This is a genomic window from Rhodopseudomonas sp. NSM (assembly GCF_052445935.1).
Lineage (GTDB): Bacteria > Pseudomonadota > Alphaproteobacteria > Rhizobiales > Xanthobacteraceae > Rhodopseudomonas.
The window spans coordinates 15,241-35,572 of the sequence record NZ_JBQTCH010000007.1 but is presented as its reverse complement, the minus strand read 5'-3'; the positions used below and the strand labels follow the sequence as shown (position 1 = coordinate 35,572).

The window sequence follows — 20,332 nt, the reverse complement described above, 5'->3', positions numbered from 1 at the left end:
CCGGACGGGCTCTCAAATCGGAAACGGATGATGCTGGGTGTGCGTGCCATTTCGATCGCCCTGCGGCGGATCGTCGTTGCGGCCGTCGGGGTCTTGCCGATGTGCGGCGCAGCCGCGGCGGCGGATCCGGTACGGCTGCCGGTCCCGGCCACGACGATCTATCCGGGCGAGGCGATCAAGGACGAGATGCTGATCGATCGCGCATTCGCGCCGAATTTGTCCGGCCTCGCGGCGTTCGTCAACGAGCGGACCGCGGCTGTCGGGCGCATCGCCCGGCGAACGCTGTTGCCGGGCTACCTGATCCCGATCAACGCGATCGAGGAACAGAAGATCGTCACCCGCGGCAGCGTCGTCAAAGTGACGATCGAGGACGGCGGGCTGTCGATCGTCACCTACGGCACTTCGCTGCAATCCGGCGGCGAGGGCGCGACGATCCCGCTCCGCAATCTCGACACCGGGGTGACGATCAGGGGCGTGGTGCAGCCGGACGGATCAGTGCGGATTCAAAACGGATGATCCGGCTGCTGATTTCGGGCGCCATCCTCGCTTTGCTGCTCACGGCGGCCGACGCCGCGGTGCGGATCAAGGACATCGCCAGCCTGAAGGGCGTGCGGGAAAATCAAATTCTCGGATACGGCCTGGTGATCGGCCTCAAGGGCAGCGGCGACACGCTGCGCAACGCGCCCTTCACCGAGCAGTCGCTGCAGTCGATGCTGGACAATATGGGCATCAACATCCGCGGCACCTTGCTGCGCACCCGCAATGTCGCCGCCGTCGTCGTCACCGCCGATCTGCCGCCGTTCGTGGCGCGGGGAACCCGGATCGACGTGTCGATTTCCTCGCTCGGCGACGCCACCTCGCTGCTCGGCGGAACGCTGGTGATGACCCAGCTGCGCGGCGCGGACGGCGAGACCTACGCGGTCGCGCAGGGCGCGGTCGCCGTGGGCGGCTACTCGATCGAAGGCGCGGCGCAGACGGTGAGCCAGGGCGTCGCCACCGCGGGCCGGATTCCCAACGGGGCGCTGATCGAACGCGAAGTGCGGGGCCGGTTCAACGACGGCGAATCGCTGGTTCTCGAATTGAAGAATCCGGACTTCGTCACCGCGATGCGGGTCATCGATGCGATCAATCAGCTCGGCAGCGAGCGCTATCGGGCCCGCGTCGCGTTCGAGCGCGACTACCGGACGGTGGTGCTGGCGCGGCCGAAATGGATGTCGCCGGTCCGCTTCATCGCCGAGATCGAGGAGCTTCAGGTCGAGCCCGACACGCCGGCGCGGGTCGTGATCGATGAACGCACCGGCACCGTCGTGATCGGCCGCAACGTGCAGGTGTCGACCGTCGCGGTCACCCACGGCAATCTCAGCGTTCGGATCACCGAGGCGCCGGTGGTGTCGCAGCCGGCGCCGTTCTCGCCGCGCGGCCAGACCGTGGTGGTCCCGCAGACCTTCATCGACGCCAACGAGCCCGGCGCGAAGATCGCGATCCTGCGCGGCACCGACCTGCAGCGGCTGGTCCGCGGGCTGAATCAGATCGGCCTCAAGCCGTCGGGCATCATCGCGATCCTGCAGGCGATCAAGGCGGCCGGCGCGCTCCAGGCCGATCTCGTCATTCAGTAGCGATGCCGGGTCAGCGCCGCACAAGCTTGGGCGTGCAACGCTCGCACCAACTGATCACGAGAACACGCATGGCACGATTTGCGATATCGGCGACGACGGTTGTGCTGGCGGGCTGCATCGCGATGGCGGGACAGACGCCGGCGCGAGCGCAGCCCGCACAGAAGTTGGCCAAGCCTCTCGACCTGACGGAGTTCACCAAATCATCGGCCGCGCGCCAGAAGCGATCGACCAAGGTCGCGGTCGCGCCGTCGCAGCAGCCGGAGCTGACGACCGGACAGATCGCCAAGACGGCGGCCGCGCCGGCGGCGGCCGCCGCTGCCGCTGCCGCCGCCGCGCGCGAAGAGCCGGCCGCGCGGACCGACACCGACGCTGCACGGTTCTGCAAGAACATCGCCGACACCGCGTTGGATGCGCGTGTCGCCTGGCAGCAGAAGGAGCTCGAGACCGCCGAGGCCAGGCTGCGGCAGCGCATCGCCGAGCTCGAGGCCAAGCGCGCGGAATACGAGGAGTGGCTGAAGCGGCGGGAGGATTTCCTGAAAAAGGCCGAAGACAGCGTCGTCGACATCTACTCGCGGATGAATCCCGACGCCGCGGCGCAGCAGATCGCCAGCATGTCGGACGACACCGCGGCCGCGGTCCTCGCCAAGCTTCGCGCCCGCAATGCCAGCGCAATTCTCAACGAGATGGAGCCGGGCCGCGGCGCTCAGCTCGCCGACACCCTCGCCGGGATGCGTCGCGCCGACGACGGAAAGAGCACGCAATGAAGTTCACGCCTATTCTCCCGGCCGTGGTAGCCGGCCTTGCTTTGGCCGGCTGCGCGGTCAATCCCGCGGAGATCAACCAGGCGCCGTTCATGTCGCCTATCGGCCATGGACTGCACGCCGACGCCCGCGGAATTCCGGTGGAGCAGCGCGATCGCAACGCGCCGCGCCGTCACTCACTGTTCGACGAGCGCAAGGATCTGTACCGCGATCCCCGCGCATCGCGCGTCGGCGATCTGCTGACCGTCACCATCTCGATGAACGACAAGGCGATCCTCGACAACAAGACCGATCGCTCGCGCGATTCGCAGACCAGGTTGGGCGCCGACTATCTGGCCGAATTCCTGCCGTGGTCGAAGAGCGGAGAGTTCGAGGCCAACGTCAATTCGAAGACCTCGACCAAGGGCACCGGCAAGATCGACCGCGCCGAGGAGGTCAAATTCTCGGTCGCGGCGGTCGTGGTCGACGTGCTGCCGAACGGCAACCTGCTGATCAGCGGATCGCAGGAGGTGCGGGTCAACTACGAGATGCGCGTCGTCAATGTCGGCGGCATCGTCCGGCCGCTCGATATCACCCGTCACAACACCATCGCCTACGAGAAGGTCGCGGAGGCTCGCATCTCCTATGGAGGGCGCGGCCGCCTGATGGAGGTGCAGCAACCCGCCTGGGGCCAGCAGATCTACGATCAGGTGGTTCCGTTCTGAGCACGAAGAGGGACGCGTCATGCAATGGGTCGCGGTGGTTCTGGTGCTCACGGCCGTCTCGATGGGCGCCGGGGTGCTGTCGGGGCTGCATCTGCTGTCGTCGTTCCAGCGGATCGCGGACAGCAAGAAAGAGGTGAAGGAGCCGGCGGTCTCCCCGGCGGCGTTCGGACCGAACGCCCGGCTGCACAAGGTGTCGCCGATCGTCACCAACCTCGCTTCGCCGCCCGGCGTCTGGGTCCGTCTCGAGGCATCGGTGGTGACCGACCAGTTGAACGCGGAAGAAGCCAGCGTCGTCGTCGCCAAGATCGGTGAGGACGCGCTCGCTTATCTCCGGACGATCTCACCGGAGCAGATCGAGGGCGCGCGGGGGTTGCAATATCTGCGCGAGGATCTCAACGAGCGGGCGGCGATCCGCTCCGGCGGAAAGGTGCGGGAATTGATCATCGAAACCTTGGTCGTGCAATGACGCGCGCCGTTCTCGCCGCCCTCCTGCTGCTGCTTCCCACCGCGGCACTCGCCCAGATTCCCGATCTGTCGACGCTGATTCCGCCGGGGCAGGGCAGCGCCAGCGGCCGCGTCATTCAGATGGTCGCGCTGCTCACGGTGCTGTCGCTCGCGCCCGGCCTCCTGATCATGGTGACGAGCTTCACCCGGTTCGTCGTCGCGCTGTCGTTCCTGCGCTCCGGGCTCGGGTTGCAGACCACGCCGGCGAACATCATCATGGTCAGCCTGGCGCTGTTTCTGACCTTCTACGTCATGGCGCCGACCTTCGACCGGGCCTGGCGCGACGGCGTGCAGCCACTGATGCAGAACGAGATCTCGGAAAAGGAAGCGTTCTCGCGCGTCACCGATCCGTTCCGCGAGTTCATGCTGGCCCACGTCCGGGACAAGGACCTGCGGACCTTCGAAGAGCTCGCCGCGGAAAGCCTCCGCGTGCGCGCCGAGGGCGAGAAGGTCGATCTGCGCGTGATCATTCCGGCGTTCATGGTTTCGGAACTACGAAGAGCTTTCGAAATCGGCTTCCTGGTGATCATGCCGTTTCTCGTCATCGATATGGTCGTCGCCACGCTGACGATGTCGATGGGCATGATGATGATGCCGCCGACGGTGTTCGCGCTGCCGTTCAAGGTGCTGTTCTTCGTGCTGATCGACGGCTGGAGTCTTCTGTCCGTCGGTCTGGTCAGATCGTTTCTGCCGTAACGCGCGGTTGCGGGCGTTGCGGCGAAACGCGGTCGCGCCGTTCAGCTTTGAGCAAGGTTTGGCGGCTAGATTGCGCAAACGACGACAGGTTGGGCCGATCCCCGTGTATCGGCGAACCAAAGGCATGATGCCGCCCTGTCGTACCGGTGCAAGCCCGGTATGTCCCCCCCCCCAAGACGTCAAATCAAACAAGGGACATCCAATGTCGAGCCTTCTGACGAACACCTCTGCGATGACCGCCCTGCAGACTCTGCGCACGGTCAGCTCCAACCTCGCGACCACCCAGAACCGAATCTCCACCGGTTTCCGGGTCGCGACCGCTTCCGACAACTCCGCTTACTGGTCGATCGCCACCACGATGCGTTCGGACAACGAAGCCCTGTCGGCGGTGTCCGACGCTCTCGGTCTCGGCGCCGCGACCGTCGACACCATGTACACCGCGCTGACCTCCGTGGTCGGCGACAGCAAGAGCGGCCTGACCGCGATGAAGGCCAAGCTCGTCGCCGCGCGCGAGCCCGGCGTCGATCGCGCCAAGGTGCAGGCCGAACTTTCCGCGATCCAGGACGACCTCGAGAACACCTCGGGCCTGGCGGTGTTCAACGGCGAAAACTGGCTGACGGTCGACTCGAGCGCCGCCGGCTACAACGCCACCAAGTCGGTGGTGTCGTCGTTCACCCGCGTCGGCGGCACGGTGGCGATCAAGACCATCGACATCGACATCGACGGGCTGAAGCTGTACGACCCGGCCGGCGGCACCCCGGCGGGCATCATGGACAAGGACGTCACCGTCGGCACCACGACTGCGTCGGTGGCGACGATCGACATCTCGGCGCTGACCGACTCTGCCGCCGACCTGCAGACGCTGAACGACTACGTTGCGATCGTCGACCAGGCCCTCAGCGCCGTGACCCAGGCTTCGGCCGATCTCGGCGCGGTCAAGACCCGCATCGACTCCAACTCCAACTTCGTCAAGTCGCTGCGCGACGCGATCGATCGCGGCGTCGGTCAGTTGGTGGACGCCGACATGAACGCGGAATCGACCCGGCTGCAGGCGCTGCAGGTTCAGCAGCAGCTCGGCATCCAGGCGCTGTCGATCGCCAATTCGGGCAGCCAGAGCATCCTGTCGCTGTTCCAGTAAGCGCACGCGCTCGATCATGGTAACGGCCGCGGCCTCGCTGGTCGCGGCCGTTACTTATGTCCGGATCGCGCAATCCCCAGACAAGCTTCCCGACCGATAGTCGGCATGGAAGCATGGCAGAGGGTTCGATGTTCAATCGCGACTACGCGCAGAAACTCTGGAGCAATCTGCTTGAGCTCGGCGGGCGGCGCTTGGCGATTCTGGCGGCGGTCGGAATCTCGGTTTTCCTGGCGGTCGGCGGCAGCGCCTATTATCTCAGCCGGCCGGAATTCAACGTGCTGTATTCGGGGCTCGGCCGCGACGACGTCACGCGCGTCAGCGCGGCGCTGCGCGAGGCCAATATCAGCTTCGACATCAACTCCGCCGGCGACACCATCCTGGTTCGCCCCGGTCAGGCGGCGCAGGCGCGGACGCTGCTCGCCGACAAGGGACTGCCGAGCAGCGCCGGCGGCGGCTACGAACTGTTCGACAAGATCGGCTCGCTCGGCCTGACGTCGTTCATGCAGGAGGTGACGAGGGTGCGCGCGCTCGAAGGCGAGATCGCGCGGACCATCCAGGTGATCAAGGGCGTCAAGGCTGCGCGCGTTCACATCGTGATGCCGGCGCGTGGCTCGTTCCGGCGCGAGCAGGCGCCGCCTTCGGCCTCCGTGGTGCTGAGGACCGACGTTCCCGCCGACGCGCGCACCGCGCGTTCGGTCCGGCATCTGGTTGCGGCCGCGGTGCCGGGAATGACGCCCGACAAGGTGACGGTGCTGGACAGCGATGGATCGCTGCTCGGCACCGACGACGACGGCGTCGGCTCGAGCCCGACGACGATGGCCAATCTGCAGCGCGTCGTCAGCAGGCTGATCCAGGACAACGTCAGCAAGGCGTTGACGCCGTATCTCGGTCTCGACAATTTCGAAGTCAGCGTCGCGACCCAGATCAGCACCGACAAGCGGCAGACCAACGAGATCGTCTACGATCCCGAATCCCGCGCGCAGCGTTCGATACGTTCGGTGCGTGAAAAGGAATCGTCGCAGAGCCTCGACCGGCAGACGCCGACCACGGTCCAGCAGAATCTTCCGGACCAGCCGAACAACGCCACCGGCGGCAAGAACTCGAACGACGAGAAGCAGCGGCGCGAAGACGTCACCAACTTCGAAGTGTCGTCGAAGACCACCACGACGACCAGCGACGGCTTCGTCGTCAACAAGATGTTCCTGGCGGTGCTGATCAATCGCCCGCGGCTCGCGGCCAGCCTCGGTGACAAGGCCAGCGAGGCCGCGATCGAGGCCAGGGTCGCCGAGATCGCGCAGCTCGCCGGGACGGCGGCCGGGCTCGACCGGTCGCGCGGCGATCAGATTCAGGTGTCCGCCGTCGAATTCATGGAAGGCGCGCGCGATTTCGCGCCGGTCCCCGGCGTGTCGCTGACCGAGGCGCTGATCCGCCAGTCGGGCAACGTCGTCAGCGCCATCACCATCCTCGCCGTGGCCGGCATGCTGATCTGGTTCGGCTTGCGGCCGGCGATCAACACCGTGCTGGCCGGCGCCAGATCGAACGAGACGCCGCTGCTGGCGGGCGAGGGCGTCGGCATGCTGGCCGGCGACGGCGCGACGCCGCCGCAGCTTGCGCACGAGGCGATGCCGAATCTGGTGACCGACATCGCGCGACGGGCGCAGCACACGCCGCAGAAACGCCTCGAGCAGATCGTGCAGCTCGATGAGAAGCAGGCCGCGGCGGTGCTGAAGCAGTGGATCCGACAGGAGCAGGCGGCATGAGCGCGGAGAAAGTAGCAAGGCTGCTGGCCGACTTCGATCGTCAGGACGCGCCGAAGATCCGCAGCCGGGTGGTCCCGTTCGACCAGGCGCTGCATTCCAGCGGCAAGCCGCCGCCGCCGAAGCCGGCGCCGCCGCCGGACGACGATGCGTATCAGCGCGGCTACGCCGACGGCCAGGCCGCGGCGCTGGCCGACTACGAGCAGAAGCTCAACGACGAGCGAATCCGGTTCAATGCCCAGCTCGACGAGGAGCGGCAGAATCTCCTGAACGAGGGCGCCGCGAAGATCGCCGCCGACGTGCTGCAGATCGGCGGGCGGTTCGAGGCGAATGTCGCCTCCGTCACCGCGCGGCTGCTCGAACCACTGATCATGACCCAGATCCAGCGCGAGGCCGTGCGCGATTTCGTCGGCCGGCTGTCGTCGATCGTGTCCGACAATTACCGGCCGGCAATTCGGATCACGGGTCCGTCCAATCTGATTGATCTGGTGCGGCGCGAGCTCGGCGTTCGCGCCGCGTCGATCGAGCTGCGCGCCGAACCCGTCGCCGAGGTCGCGGTCGCGATCGATCAGATCGTTCTCGAAACCCAGCTCAGGATCTGGGCCGATCGCCTGAAAGTAGCGTTTCTTGACTGAGCCGTCCGAACGGGAAAAGCCGGAACTGATCGTCATTCGGCGCTGGAGTTCGCTCGACGACGACGTGAAGGGAGGCGTCTGGAAGATCGCCTATGCCGATTTCATGACGGCGATGATGGCGTTCTTTCTGGTGATGTGGCTGATGAACGCCACCAATGAAGAAACGCGCGAGAGCGTCGCCAGCTACTTCAACCCGATCAGGCTCACCGACTCCACCCCCGACCGCAAGGGAATCAACGACGCCAAGCGCATCGATGCCGGCAAGGCGGACGAAGGCGAAAGCTCGAAGCCGCTCCCCGAGACCGACAAGGCGGCGAAAGCCACCAAGCGGCCCGAACGCGCCCAGACGCATTTCGACGAAACCGCCTTGTTTCGCGATCCCTATGCGATCCTGTCGGAGATCGCCGGTCCGCCGTCACCGCCGACGCCAGGCGGCACGTCGATCGAGGCCAGCCGCGCCGACGGTCTGAAGGGCGGTGAAGCCAACCGCGATCCGTTCGATCCGATCAGTTGGCCGATGGCGTCGAAATCGCCGGTGGAGGACCAGCAATCCGGCCGCAGCGAGATCGGCAGCCTGCCGTTCGACGTCGACGCGGCCGCACTGATCGAAGGACAGGGACGCCGTCCGCGTCAGGGACAGCCCGACGCGACCGCGTCGCCGGGCAAGGGCGCCCAGCCGCTGGAAAGCGCCGCGGCGAAGCCCGATCGGCACGACGATCCGAGGCCCGTCAGGTTGTTCGCCGACGAAGCGCCGAAAAATCCCGCGCCCGTCGCGCCGCCGGCGGCGCCGACGCAGGAAGCCGCGCCGGCGCGAAGCAATGCCGGCGCATTGCAGGCGGCGGTCGCTGCAGCGCTGGCGCCGCTCGGCGCGTCGCGCCCCGCGACCGAATTGCGCGAGACCTCCGAAGGGCTCCTGATCAATCTGACCGACGATGCCAGCAACGTCATGTTCGCCACCGGCTCCGCGCGTCCGTCGGCGGATCTGGTGCGGGTGCTCGACAAGATCGCGCCGTTGATCGCGCGCACCCCGGGGCAGGTGATCGTCCGCGGCCACACCGACGACCGTCCCTACCGCTCGTCGACGGACTACGACAATTGGCGGCTGTCGACTGCCCGGGCGCACATGACCTATCACATGCTGATCCGCGGCGGCCTGGAGGGCAAGCGTGTCGAGCGCATCGAGGGCTACGCCGATCGCCGCCCGAAGCTGCCGAACGATCCGTCGGCGCCGCAGAATCGCCGCATCGAAATTCTGATCCGCACGCTTGCGCCATGACCCGCGCCGCCATCGCCGCCATCGCCTTGCTCGCCGTGATCGGCTCGGCCCGCGCGGACGAATCGGCGCCGGCAGCGGCGAGCCCGCCCTACCGGTCGGTTCGCAAGCTGCAGGCTTTGCAGGACCGGATCGCCTATGGCTCGCTCGACGCGCACAATCAGCAGTCCGGGCTGCTGAAGCGGCTGGGCGAGGACTTGCTGCAGGCCGATCCGGAGGTGTGGAAGGATCCGCGCAATGCGCGCGCGGCCGTCACCTTCCTGCTCAGCGGCGGCGATCCGAAGGTGATCCGCGACTTGCGGGCGAAGAATTTGCTGGGCCTCGACCCGGCCATTCTCGACGGCGCGCTCGCTTACGTCGAAGGCAGGCCCGACGACGCGCGGCCGCTGCTGGGCGGTGTCGACGCGCACGCGCTGCCCGACACGCTGGCCGCCGAGATCACGCTGGCGCAATCGGCGTTGCTCGCCCGCAGCGACGTCGAGAGCACGATCAAGCGCCTCGATCAGGTCCGGCTGGCGATGCCGGGGACGCTGATCGAGGAAGCCGCGTTGCGCCGCGAGATCTTTCTGGTCGGTCAGGCCGATGATTTCGACAAGTTCGAGTCGCTCGCCTCGCAGTATTTCCGCCGCTTCCGGCATTCGATCTATGCGGGGAATTTTCGTCAGCGCTTCGCGCTGTCGGTGGCGCGTTTCAGCTTCGCGCAGCAGGCGGACCGGTTCTGGCGGCTCGCCGCGGTGCTGGATCATCTCGACCGCGCCAGCCAGCGTGCGCTCTACGTGCTGATCACCCGCACCGCGTTGATCCGCGGCAAGACCGAGATGGCCACTCTCGCCGCAGAACGCCTGATCAGGCTGACCGAGGAGCAAAGCCCCGAACGGGCACGCGCCGATTTCTTTCGCGCGACCGCGCGTCTGGTCAGCGGCGACTACGAGCAGGCGCTGCGTGACCTGCAGCAGTTCGACCGCAACCGGCTGCCGGGCGCCGATGCCGAGCTGCTGACGGCGGCGCTCGAGCTCGGGCGCAACATGCGCAAGCCGGCGGCCTTGATCGCCGGGCCGCTCGAGGTCGCCGGCGATGGCGACAGCGCCGTGCGGTCGCGGATCGAATTCGGCTCGTCGTCGGATGCGCTCGATCGTGCGCAGAAACTTCTCGACCAGGACCGGCCGCCATCAGAGGAGGGCAAGCCATGACCAATGCCGATCTGCTGGCGGCGTTCCGTCAGCTCGCCACCGCAAGAACACCATCGCGGCCGAGCCTCGCCGACGTCGCGGTTGGCAAGGACGGCAGCGCCGGCAAGGACGACAAGGGCAGGGTCGCGCATTTCGGCGACCAGCTCCGCCGGATCGCGCAGTCCGCCAAAGCGGAGCCGAAGCCCGAACTCAAGCCCGAACCGAAGCCCGAACCGAAGCGCGAGGCTGAGCCCGCGCCGCGCGACCCGATCGAGCCGAGCCTGATCCAGCGGATCGAGCCGCCGCAGCACCCGGCCGCGGAGATCGCGTTCGCGTCGTCTGCTCCCGCCGCCACACCGAAGCCGCGCGCCGAACGGCCGGTCGACACCGACGACAGGCGCGACCAGCCGGACTGGACCAGTCCGGATGCGAGCCTGAGCGTGCTGATCTCGCGGCTCGATCAGCCCCGCCCGCCGGTCGCAGCCTCCGACAACGACGAGGCCGACGCGATAACGCCGGTCGCGCCGTCGCCGGGCCGGCCGCAGCGCCAGAGCGCCGAGCCCGAACTGAGCCTCGCGACCGAGAGCCGCACGAGCGCTGCCGCCGAGCCGCGCTGGCAGACCTCGGCCGCGTTCTCCGACACCCGCACTGCGGTGCAGGTGAAGGTGGTGGTGCGGCAGCAGGAGACGCATTTCGAACCTGTCCAGCCATTCACCCTGCTGCAGAAGATCGTCGACCGGATCGGAGCCGACCTGCCCGCGATGTCGAGCCCGGCCGCGCCGGCGTCAGCGGCGAGCCCGGCGGCGTCCGATCGGCCGGCCGCCACGCCGGTCAGGACGCTGACGCTGCAGCTCGATCCGCCGGACCTCGGCGCCGTCACCGTGAAGATGCGGCTGGTCGGGGATGCGGTCCAGGTCCGTCTCTCCGCCGATCGTCCCGACACCGCGCAACTGCTCCGGCATGAGCGCGGCGCGCTCACCGACGCGATGCAATCGGCCGGCTACACATTCGAGATCGCCGCGATCGACCAGAGCCGCCCGGCCGATTCCGGCGCGGGCGCCGGTCAGCAACAGGCGCAGCAGGACCACAGGCCTTCGCAATCGTCGCCGGGCGGATCGCAACTCGGCGACGCCGGCGCACAGCGCCAATCCGGCGACCCCAACGCCGGGTCGCGTCACAGCAGGCAGCCGCATGACCAGATTGCCGATCCGGCGGAGCGCCCCCGGAACAACGATGCCGATCGCGTTGGCACTGACGGCGCTGTCTATCTGTAGCCTGTCGGGTGCGGCGCGCGCCAACGGGCCGTGCGAGCGGCAGATGGCGCTCGCGTCGGTCCGGCACGGCGTCCCGCTCGGCGTGTTGTACTCGGTCGGGCTCACCGAGACCGGTGCGAAGAACGTGCTGCGGCCTTATGCGCTCAATGTCGACGGGCGCACCGTCGTCGCCGGCAGCCTGAGCGAGGCGATGGCGGAATTCACCGCGGCCAGGCGCAGCGGCGCCAGGCTGGTCGATCTCGGCTGCATGCAGATCAATCACTACTATCACGGCGGCAAATTCGCGGAGGTCGAGTCGATGTTCGACCCGGCCCGCAACGTCGACTACGCCGCGCGCTTTCTGCGCGAGCTGCGAGCGCGCGAGGGCAGCTGGACCATGGCGGTGGCGCGCTACAACGCGGGCCCGGCCAACAAGGCCGGGCAGCGACGCTACGTCTGCAGCGTGATCGGGAATCTCGTGGCCAGCGGGTTCGGGGCGTGGACCGGCGACGCCCGTTCGTTCTGCGGCCCGCCCGCAGCGCCGAAGTAACCATTCGTCGTCGTCGCGATCAGCCTCACGCAAGGCTTGGCGCGTCTAATGCGGACACTCGGAAGGGAGAAGGATCGATGAGTCTTTATGGAGTGATGCGCACCGGCGGCTCCGGCATGACCGCGCAATCGAACAAGCTGTCGACCGTCGCCGACAATATCGCCAACGTCAACACCAGCGGCTACAAGCGCGCTTCCACCGAATTCTCGTCGCTCGTGCTCCGCAGCGGGACCGGCAACTACAATTCCGGCAGCGTCGAGACCCACGTCCGCTACGCGATCTCCGATCCGGGCACGCTGAACTACACCACCTCCGCGACCGATCTGGCGATCCAGGGCAACGGCTTCTTCGCCGTCAGTGATGCCCGCGGGACGCCGTATCTGACCCGCGCCGGCTCTTTCGTGCCGGACGGCGAGGGCAATCTGGTCAATGCGGCCGGCTACTATCTGATGGGCTACAGCCTCGCCAATGGGGCGCCGAACGTCGTCGCCAACGGCCTCACCGGGATGGAGGTCGTCAACATCGGGCAGACCGCGCTGGAAGGCAATCCGTCGACCGCCGCCGTCGCCAGCGCCAATCTCGACGCCAACGCCGCGATCACCGCGGGGCCGCCGGCCTACACCTCCAAGACGTCGCTGATCACCTACGACAATATCGGCAACAAGGTGACGCTCGACATCTACGCCTACAAGACCGCGGCCAACACCTGGTCGATGGAGATCTACAACAACGCCGACTCCACCGCCGGCGGCTTTCCGTATTCGTCGGCGGCGCTGGCGTCCGACGTCTTCACCTTCGACGTCAGCGCCACCGGCAAGGGGCGGCTCGACGCCGCCAGCCCGACCTCGCTGGCCCTGACCATTCCCGGCGGCTCGCCGTTCACCCTCGATCTGTCGGCGATGACCCAGGTCGCCGACGACTTCCAGTTCAAGGCGACCGGCGACGGCAATTCGCCGAGTTCGATCGACAAGGTCGAGGTCGACACCGACGGCACGCTGTATGCGGTCTACGACGACGGCACCCGGATCGCGACTTATCGCATTCCGCTCGCGACGGTGCCGAGCCCGGACAATCTCGTGCCGGAGGCCGGCAACGTCTATTCGGTCGGTATCGATTCCGGAAACGTGCAGGTCGATTTCGCCGGCCGCAGCGGGTTAGGCACTATCAAGTCCGAAGCGCTGGAAGCCTCCAACGTCGATCTCGCCGCCGAGCTGACCTCGATGATCGAGTCGCAGCGCGGCTACACCGCCAACTCCAAGGTGTTTCAGACCGGCGCCGACCTGCTCGACGTACTCGTCAACCTGAAGCGCTGATCGAGATTCTGAACCAGACCAGGTGCAAGCATGACACTCACGGTCGCGCTCAATTCGGCCCGTTCGTCGCTGATGGCGGCGGGGACTCAGGCGTCGGCGATCTCCCGCAACATCGCCGGCGCGATGCAGGACGGCTATTCCCGCAAGAACGTGCTGCTCTCGACGATGCCTGGAAACGGCATCTACGTCGCCGGCATCCAGCGCGCGACCAGCGCCGGCCTGTTCAACAGCGTGCTGAAGGCGACGTCGACCTCGTCCAGCCAGGACACGCTGTATAACGGCCTGCAGAAGATCGCGGCCGCGACCGTCGACGATCCGGAGCTCGACCAGTCACCGGCCGCGAAGCTCGCCGTTCTGAAGAGCGCGTTGCAGCAATACGCCACCGCGCCCGACAACGTCACGCTGGCGCAAGCCGCGGTGACCGCGGCGAACGCGGTGGCCGCCTCGCTCAACGAGGCGACCGACACCGTGCAGTCGGTCAGGGCCGACGCCGATGCCGATCTCGCGGCGTCGGTCGAGACCATCAATCAGTTGCTGGCGCAGTTCGAGACCGCCAACACCGCGGTCGTCAAGGGCACCATCACCGGGTCCGACATCACCGATTATCTCGATCTGCGGGACAACATCCTGTCGAAGCTGTCGCAGGAAGTCGGTATCACCGTCGCCACCCGCGCCAACAACGACATGGTGATCTACACCGATTCCGGCGTCACCCTGTTCGAGAAGAGCGCCAGGTCGGTCACCTTCGAGCCGACCTACGGCTACAACGCGGCGACGGTCGGCAACGCGGTCTATATCGACGGCGTGCCGGTCAACGGCGCCTCGGCGGTGATGCCGGTGCATTCGGGCAGGCTCGCCGGGCTCGCTTCGCTGCGCGACGACGCCACGGTGTCGTACCAGAACCAGCTCGACGAAATCGCGCGCGGGTTGATCGAGGCGTTCGCCGAGAGCGACCAGAGCGGTTCGGCGCTGCCCGACGTCCCGGGTCTCTTCACCTATCCCGGCGCGCCGGCGATTCCCGCCTCCGGCGCGATCTCCGCCGGACTGGCCGGCACCATCGCCGTCAGCGCGGCGGTCGATCAGGCAGCCGGCGGCGATCCCAGCCGGCTCCGCGACGGCGGCATCTCCGGCGGCGCCGCCTACGTCTACAACACCACCGGCAACGCCGGCTTCTCGGATCGGCTTCAACAACTCGCCGACGGGATGGCCGCCGCCCGGGCGTTCGATCCCGCGGCATTGGGGAAGCCGAACGCCAATCTGATCGACTTCGCCGGCTCGTCGGTGAGCTGGCTGGAATCGCAGCGCCAGAGCGCCAGCAACGAATCGACCTACAGCCAGACACTGCTCGAGCGCAGCGCGGAGGCGCTGTCGAACGTCAACGGCGTCAATATGGAAGACGAGATGTCCTACATGTTGCAGGTCGAGCGCACGTTCTCCGCGTCCTCCAAGCTGATCGCGACGGTGGACGACATGTTGAAGCAACTCCTCGCAGCCGTGGGATAAACGCAATGGCGAGCACTTTCATTTCTTCGAGCGCGATATCGACGACGCTGCGGATTGCGGCGATGAAGAGCCAGGCCGCAGTGTCGCGGGCGACCAAGGAGGCGACCACGGGGCGACACGCCGATGTCGGGCTCAGCCTCGGCGCCCTCGCCGGGCGCGACGTGGTCCTGCGCGCCGAACGGGTCGAGATCGACAAGCTGGTCGACACCAACGCGCTCGTCGCCGGGCGGCTGGACACCTCGCAGCAGCGCATCAGTGGACTGATCGACACCGCCGAATCGTTTCAGAAGGATCTCCTGGCGGCGCGCAATTCCGCCAACGGCGGAACGGTGATCGCGCAATCGGCGGCGGCCAATCTCAAGAGCCTGATCTCGACGCTGAACGTCGCCATGAACGGTCAGTATCTGTTCGCGGGCACCAACACTGGCGTCACGCCGATGGTCGACTACGCCGCGGGCTCGCCCAGCAAGACCGCGATCGACGCGGCGTTCGTCGCGACCTTCGGCTTCTCGCAATCGTCGCCGCTGGTGTCCGGCATCTCGGCGGTCGACATGCAGTCCTTCCTCGACACCACCCTCCAGGCCGAGTTCGACGATCCCGCCTGGGGCGCGAACTGGTCGACGTCGTCGGATCAGGTGATGCGCAGCCGGATCTCGACCACCCAGACCATCGATTCGTCGGCGACCGCCAACGAGCCGGCGTTCAGGAAGCTCGCGATGGCCTACACGATGCTGAGCGATCTCGGGACGCAGAACCTCAACCAGGCGGCGCTGCAGAGCGTGATCGACACCGCGATCGGAACCGTCGGCGAGGCGATCAACGACCTCGCCGGCATCGGCGCGCATCTCGGCACGGCGCAGGAGCAGACCACCAACGCCACCAGCCGGCTCAAGGTTCAGGGCGACCTGATCACCCAGCAGGTCACAGCGATGGAAGAGGTCGATCCGGCCGAAGCCTCGGTCCGCGTCACCAATCTCAACAACCAGCTCGAGATGTCGCTGGCGCTGACCGCACGCATCCAGCAGCTCAGCATCCTCAACTATCTCTGATGGCCGCCGGATCCGCCGCGCCGACACCCGAACGCAGTATCGCATGACGCTAGCCAGTTACGAGACCGAGATTGCCGACAGCGGCCGCGAAGCGCGTGAGCGCGAGCGCGACGCCTTGAACTACGGCATCGACCTGCTGAAATGCCTGCAGGCCGGTGAGCTGACGCCGATCGAGCAGATCGAGGCGCTGCTCTTCATCCGGCGGCTGTGGACGTTCTTCATCCAGGACCTGTCGAGCCCGCGCAACGGATTGCCCGAGGCGCTCCGCGCCGAACTGATCTCGATCGGGCTGTGGATCATCAGGGACGCCGATCGCCTCCGGCACGACAAGGCCACCGACGTCGATCAACTGATCGCCGTCAACGTCACCATCCGGGACGCGCTGACATGAAGAAGCCGATGTCCATCTCGATGCGTTCCGGCGAGCGGATCTACGTCAACGGCGCGGTGCTGCGGGTCGACCGCAAGGTGACGCTTGAACTGATCAACGAGGTCGCGTTCTTGCTCGAAAACCAGGTCATGCAGGTCGAGGACGCGGTCACGCCGCTGCGGCAGCTCTACTTCGTCGTCCAGCTGATGCTGATGAGTCCGCACGACAACGACCCCGTCCGGGCGGTGTTCCGGGTGCAGCGCTGCGAACTGATCGCGGTGACCGACAATGCCGACATTCTTCAGGGTCTGGAAGAGGTCGAGGATCTGGTCGAGGCGAAGCGATATTTCGATGCCCTGCGGCGGCTTCGGGCGCTGTTCGAGATCGAGGATTCGATCCTGACCCGCCCCGACACGACGTGGAAGATGGAAACCGCTTGAATGCGAGGAGGATGAAATGGTCGTCGACAGCGTGCAATCGAATTCAGCGGCGACGGGCAGCACCGTATCGTCGTCTTCGTCGTCGGCCACGGTCGGCTATGACGACTTTCTCCAGTTGCTGATCGCGCAGATGCGCAACCAGGATCCGACCAGCCCGACCGACACGTCGCAATACATGAGCCAGTTCGCGCAGTTGTCGTCGGTCGAGCAGGCGATCCAGACCAACGCCAAGCTCGACGCGCTGCTGTCGTCGAGCGCGCTGACCCAGGCCGAAGGCCTGATCGGCCGGACCGCGTCGTTCACCGCCGAAGACGGCGTGCAGACCACCGGCACCATCAAGGCGGTGTACATCGTCCAGGGCGGCACGATCGCGACGCTGGACAACGGCGTTCAGGTGCAGCTCGGCCCAGGCATCACCATCAGCTGAGCCATGAACGAACGCGACGCGCTCGACATCGTCCAGCAGGCGATCTGGACGATCATAATCGTGTCCGGCCCCGCGGTCGGCGCGGCGATGGCGGTCGGCGTCGTGATCGCGCTGCTGCAGGCGCTGACCCAGGTGCAGGAGATGACGCTCACCTTCATCCCGAAGATCGTGGTGATGCTGATCGTGGTCGCGGTGTCGGGCTCGTTCATCGGCGCCCACATCTTCGCCTTCACCGAGCTGGTGTATTCCCGGATCGAGCACGGATTCTGACGTCGGCCGCCACCTTCGCGCAAGCTCGGCGCGGCAAGCTCTGCGCATCGCCGACGATGCGGGAATCCCATGACCGACGTGACCCAGCCAGTTCTTCCGGACGAGCGTCGGATCGGCGCCGATGTCGGCTTCGCGCTCGGCATCGTCGCGATCCTGACGATGCTGGTGCTGCCGGTACCGACCGTCTTCATCGACGTCGGCCTGGCGTTTTCGGTGGCGCTGTCGGCGCTGATCCTGATGGTCGCGTTGTGGATCCAGCGGCCGCTCGACTTTTCCGCGTTCCCGACCGTGCTGCTGATCGCCACGATTCTGCGGCTTGCGCTCAACGTGGCGACGACGCGCGTGATCCTGTCGCACGGCGGCGAGGGTGAATACGCCGCGGGCTACGTCGTCGCCGGATTCTCCAAATTCGTGATGGGCGACGACTTCGTCATCGGCCTGATCATCTTCGCCATCCTGGTCACCGTCAATTTCGTCGTGATCACCAAGGGCGCGACTCGCATCGCCGAGGTCGGTGCGCGCTTCACCCTCGATGCGATTCCCGGCAAGCAGATGGCGATCGACGCCGATCTGTCCGCCGGGCTGATCGACGACAAGGAGGCGCAGCGCCGGCGCCGTGAGCTCGAAGAGGAGAGCGCGTTCTTCGGCGCGATGGACGGCGCCTCGAAATTCGTGCGCGGCGACGCCATCGCCGGGCTGATCATCACCGCGATCAACATCTTCGGCGGCATCGTCATCGGCGTCACCCATCACGGCCTGCCGCTCGAGCGCGCCGCCGACGTCTTCACCAAGCTGTCGGTCGGCGACGGGCTGGTGTCGCAGATCCCGGCGTTGATCGTCTCGCTGTCGGCCGGTCTGCTGGTGTCGAAGGGCGGCACGCGCGGCTCCGCCGAGCAGACCGTGCTGCGCCAGCTCGGCGGCTATCCCCGGGCCCAATCGGTCGCCGCGTTGATGATGTTCGTGCTCGGCATGCTGCCCGGGCTGCCGTTCCTGCCGTTCGCGCTGCTCGGCGGCGCGATGGCGTTCATGGGCTACGCGCTGCCGCGCCGCAGGGCGGCGGAGCGCCTGGTCGAGCGGGCGCGGGCCGATCACGAGCAGCAGCGCGCCCAGGCGGAGTCCAAGGACTCGATCAAGGAATTCCTGAAGACCGCCGATATCGAGCTCTGCGTCGGCAGCCAGCTCGCGATCCAGATGCTGAACGCGCACGGCGAACTGGCGCATCGGGTGAGCAAGATCCGCCGCCGGTTCGCGACGCAATACGGCTTCGTGATTCCCGAGATCAAGCTGTCGGACGATCTGTCGATCGGTCCGAAGGCGTATCGGATCAGGATCTACAGCACCGTCGTCGCGCAGCACGAGCTGCGGATCGGCGAGGTGCTGGTGCTGCTCGACGGCGATCGTCGGCCGGACGTTCCGGGCGACGAGACGGTCGAGCCTGCGTTCGGGATGAAGGCGATGTGGATCCCGGAGACATTTCTCGAAGACGTCAAGAAGGACGGCTTCAAGGCCGCCGACAACATCTCCGTGCTGCTGACGCATCTCAGCGAAGTCATCCGCAGCAATCTGGCGCAGCTTCTGTCCTACAAGGACATGCGCGCGTTGTTGGACCGGCTCGATCCCGAATACAAGCGCCTGATCGAGGACATCTGCCCCTCGCAGATTTCGTATTCGGGACTTCAGGCGGTGCTCAAGCTGCTGCTCGCCGAGCGCATCTCGATCCGCAACCTTCACCTGATCCTCGAGGCGATCGCCGAGATCGCACCGCACGTCCGGCGCTCCGAGCAGATCGCCGAGCACGTCCGGATGCGGATCGCGCAGCAGATCTGCGGCGACTTCTCCGACAACGGCGTGCTCAAGGTGCTGCGGCTCGGCAATCGCTGGGATCTCGCGTTTCACCAGAGCATCAAGCGCGACGCCAAGGGCGACGTCGTCGAGTTCGACGCCGATCCGCGGCTGGTCGAGCAGTTCGCCGCCGACGTCTCGGCCGCGGTCCGCAAGGCGTCGGGAAAAGGCGAGAACATCGTGCTGGTCGCGCCGCCGGACGTGCGCGCCTATGTCCGCATGATCACGGAGCGGCTGTTCCCGACCTTGCCGGTTCTGTCGCATGTCGAAATCGCCCGCGGCGTCGAGGTGATGTCGCTCGGAGCGGTGTCGTGATCGAAGGTTCGTCGACCACCGTGCTCGCCGTCTTCCTGATCTTCTGCAGGGTCGGCACCTGCATGATGGTGGCGCCCGGCTATTCCCGCGCCAACATCCCGTTCCAGGTGCGGCTGTTCCTCGCCGTCACCGTGACGCTGATGCTGTCTCCCCTGCTCGAACCGATATTGCGGCCGGTGGTCGAGGGCGCCGCTCCGTCCGCCGCGATCAGGCTGATCGGCTCGGAGCTTCTGGTCGGCCTGGTGATCGGGCTCTCCGCGCGGATGTTCTTCGCCGCGCTCGAGACCATGGCCACCTTCATCGCCTCCGCCATCGGGCTCAGCCTCCCCGGCATCGTCGACGACGGCGAACACGTGCCGTCGCTGGTGCCGCTGATCACGTTGTCGGCGACGGTGTTGTTCTTTCTGACCGATCAGCACTGGGAGCTGCTGCGCGGCCTGATCGGCTCCTATCGTGCGTGGCAGCCGGCCGCGGGCTTCAGCAGCGAGGACGGACTCGGCCAGATCGTCGAACGTCTCGGCCAGGCGTTCACGCTGGCGCTGCGGATCGCAAGTCCGTTCGTGCTGTATTCGATCATCGTCAATCTGGCGGTCGGTCTGGCCAACAAGCTGACGCCGAGCATTCCGGTGTACTTCATCTCGCTGCCGCTGGTGCTGATCGGGGGGTTGACGCTGCTGTATCTCAGCAGCCGCGAGATGCTGCTGCAGTTCGCGATCGCGTTCGCCGCGTCGCTGACCGATTGAGCCG

At 66.7% G+C, this 20,332-nt stretch carries 22 protein-coding genes; all 22 read left to right on the top strand.

What is annotated here, in order from left to right; genetic code table 11:
* Window positions 1-30 precede the first annotated feature (30 nt).
* The 22 genes from flgA (at window position 31) to fliR (ending at window position 20,328) form a co-directional block, all read left to right on the top strand.
* The gene (gene flgA / locus ACTZWT_RS17815) at window positions 31-516 is read left to right on the top strand and encodes a flagellar basal body P-ring formation chaperone FlgA (protein ID WP_444771014.1); all 486 of its coding nucleotides are present in this window, start codon (window positions 31-33) and stop codon (window positions 514-516) included.
* Window positions 513-1,616 carry a flagellar basal body P-ring protein FlgI gene (gene flgI / locus ACTZWT_RS17810; protein ID WP_444771013.1) on the top strand — a complete coding sequence of 368 codons (1,104 nt, stop codon included), beginning with the start codon at window positions 513-515 and terminating at the stop codon, window positions 1,614-1,616. Before flgA ends, flgI begins: the two co-directional genes overlap by 4 nt.
* 68 nt (window positions 1,617-1,684) lie before the next feature.
* The gene (locus ACTZWT_RS17805) at window positions 1,685-2,380 is read left to right on the top strand and encodes a MotE family protein (RefSeq protein WP_444771012.1); all 696 of its coding nucleotides are present in this window, start codon (window positions 1,685-1,687) and stop codon (window positions 2,378-2,380) included.
* Window positions 2,377-3,081, top strand: coding sequence for a flagellar basal body L-ring protein FlgH (gene flgH, locus ACTZWT_RS17800; RefSeq protein ID WP_444771011.1), 705 nt, complete (start codon window positions 2,377-2,379; stop codon window positions 3,079-3,081). The genes ACTZWT_RS17805 and flgH overlap by 4 nt, the downstream gene beginning before the upstream one ends.
* Before the next feature lie 19 nt (window positions 3,082-3,100).
* The gene (locus ACTZWT_RS17795) at window positions 3,101-3,547 is read left to right on the top strand and encodes a flagellar basal body-associated FliL family protein (protein WP_444771010.1); all 447 of its coding nucleotides are present in this window, start codon (window positions 3,101-3,103) and stop codon (window positions 3,545-3,547) included.
* A complete protein-coding gene (gene fliP / locus ACTZWT_RS17790; RefSeq protein WP_444771009.1) occupies window positions 3,544-4,281 on the top strand; it encodes a flagellar type III secretion system pore protein FliP in 738 nt (245 codons plus the stop codon). The genes ACTZWT_RS17795 and fliP overlap by 4 nt, the downstream gene beginning before the upstream one ends.
* Window positions 4,282-4,483: 202 nt before the next feature.
* The gene (locus ACTZWT_RS17785) at window positions 4,484-5,419 is read left to right on the top strand and encodes a flagellin N-terminal helical domain-containing protein (protein ID WP_444771008.1); all 936 of its coding nucleotides are present in this window, start codon (window positions 4,484-4,486) and stop codon (window positions 5,417-5,419) included.
* Between the two features lie 128 nt (window positions 5,420-5,547).
* Entirely contained in the window at window positions 5,548-7,179 is a 1,632-nt protein-coding gene (gene fliF / locus ACTZWT_RS17780) for a flagellar basal-body MS-ring/collar protein FliF (RefSeq protein ID WP_444771269.1), read from the top strand.
* A complete protein-coding gene (locus tag ACTZWT_RS17775) occupies window positions 7,176-7,811 on the top strand; it encodes a hypothetical protein (protein ID WP_444771007.1) in 636 nt (211 codons plus the stop codon). Before fliF ends, ACTZWT_RS17775 begins: the two co-directional genes overlap by 4 nt.
* Entirely contained in the window at window positions 7,804-9,087 is a 1,284-nt protein-coding gene (locus ACTZWT_RS17770) for a MotB family protein (protein WP_444771006.1), read from the top strand. Before ACTZWT_RS17775 ends, ACTZWT_RS17770 begins: the two co-directional genes overlap by 8 nt.
* Window positions 9,084-10,274, top strand: coding sequence for a chemotaxis protein (locus tag ACTZWT_RS17765; protein ID WP_444771005.1), 1,191 nt, complete (start codon window positions 9,084-9,086; stop codon window positions 10,272-10,274). The genes ACTZWT_RS17770 and ACTZWT_RS17765 overlap by 4 nt, the downstream gene beginning before the upstream one ends.
* Window positions 10,271-11,527, top strand: a complete 1,257-nt coding sequence (fliK, locus tag ACTZWT_RS17760) for a flagellar hook-length control protein FliK (protein WP_444771004.1) — start codon at window positions 10,271-10,273, stop codon at window positions 11,525-11,527. Before ACTZWT_RS17765 ends, fliK begins: the two co-directional genes overlap by 4 nt.
* Entirely contained in the window at window positions 11,487-12,056 is a 570-nt protein-coding gene (locus tag ACTZWT_RS17755) for a transglycosylase SLT domain-containing protein (protein WP_444771003.1), read from the top strand. Before fliK ends, ACTZWT_RS17755 begins: the two co-directional genes overlap by 41 nt.
* A gap of 77 nt (window positions 12,057-12,133) precedes the next feature.
* A complete protein-coding gene (locus tag ACTZWT_RS17750) occupies window positions 12,134-13,369 on the top strand; it encodes a flagellar hook protein FlgE (RefSeq protein ID WP_444771002.1) in 1,236 nt (411 codons plus the stop codon).
* A gap of 30 nt (window positions 13,370-13,399) precedes the next feature.
* Complete coding sequence (gene flgK / locus ACTZWT_RS17745; RefSeq protein WP_444771001.1) at window positions 13,400-14,872, top strand: flagellar hook-associated protein FlgK; 1,473 nt, start codon at window positions 13,400-13,402, stop codon at window positions 14,870-14,872.
* A gap of 5 nt (window positions 14,873-14,877) precedes the next feature.
* Window positions 14,878-15,921, top strand: a complete 1,044-nt coding sequence (locus ACTZWT_RS17740; RefSeq protein ID WP_444771000.1) for a flagellar hook-associated family protein — start codon at window positions 14,878-14,880, stop codon at window positions 15,919-15,921.
* Between the two features lie 43 nt (window positions 15,922-15,964).
* Window positions 15,965-16,312, top strand: a complete 348-nt coding sequence (flaF, locus tag ACTZWT_RS17735) for a flagellar biosynthesis regulator FlaF (protein WP_444770999.1) — start codon at window positions 15,965-15,967, stop codon at window positions 16,310-16,312.
* A gap of 8 nt (window positions 16,313-16,320) precedes the next feature.
* On the top strand, window positions 16,321-16,731 hold the full coding sequence (gene flbT / locus ACTZWT_RS17730) for a flagellar biosynthesis repressor FlbT (RefSeq protein WP_444770998.1): 411 nt from the start codon (window positions 16,321-16,323) through the stop codon (window positions 16,729-16,731).
* 16 nt (window positions 16,732-16,747) lie between these two features.
* Window positions 16,748-17,158, top strand: a complete 411-nt coding sequence (gene flgD / locus ACTZWT_RS17725; protein ID WP_444770997.1) for a flagellar hook assembly protein FlgD — start codon at window positions 16,748-16,750, stop codon at window positions 17,156-17,158.
* 3 nt (window positions 17,159-17,161) lie between these two features.
* Window positions 17,162-17,428 (top strand): flagellar biosynthesis protein FliQ, encoded by a 267-nt coding sequence (fliQ, locus tag ACTZWT_RS17720; protein WP_444770996.1) that lies wholly within the window; start codon window positions 17,162-17,164, stop codon window positions 17,426-17,428.
* Window positions 17,429-17,497: 69 nt separating this feature from the next.
* The gene (gene flhA, locus ACTZWT_RS17715; RefSeq protein WP_444770995.1) at window positions 17,498-19,585 is read left to right on the top strand and encodes a flagellar biosynthesis protein FlhA; all 2,088 of its coding nucleotides are present in this window, start codon (window positions 17,498-17,500) and stop codon (window positions 19,583-19,585) included.
* On the top strand, window positions 19,582-20,328 hold the full coding sequence (fliR, locus tag ACTZWT_RS17710) for a flagellar biosynthesis protein FliR (RefSeq protein ID WP_444770994.1): 747 nt from the start codon (window positions 19,582-19,584) through the stop codon (window positions 20,326-20,328). The genes flhA and fliR overlap by 4 nt, the downstream gene beginning before the upstream one ends.
* Window positions 20,329-20,332: the final 4 nt, after the last annotated feature.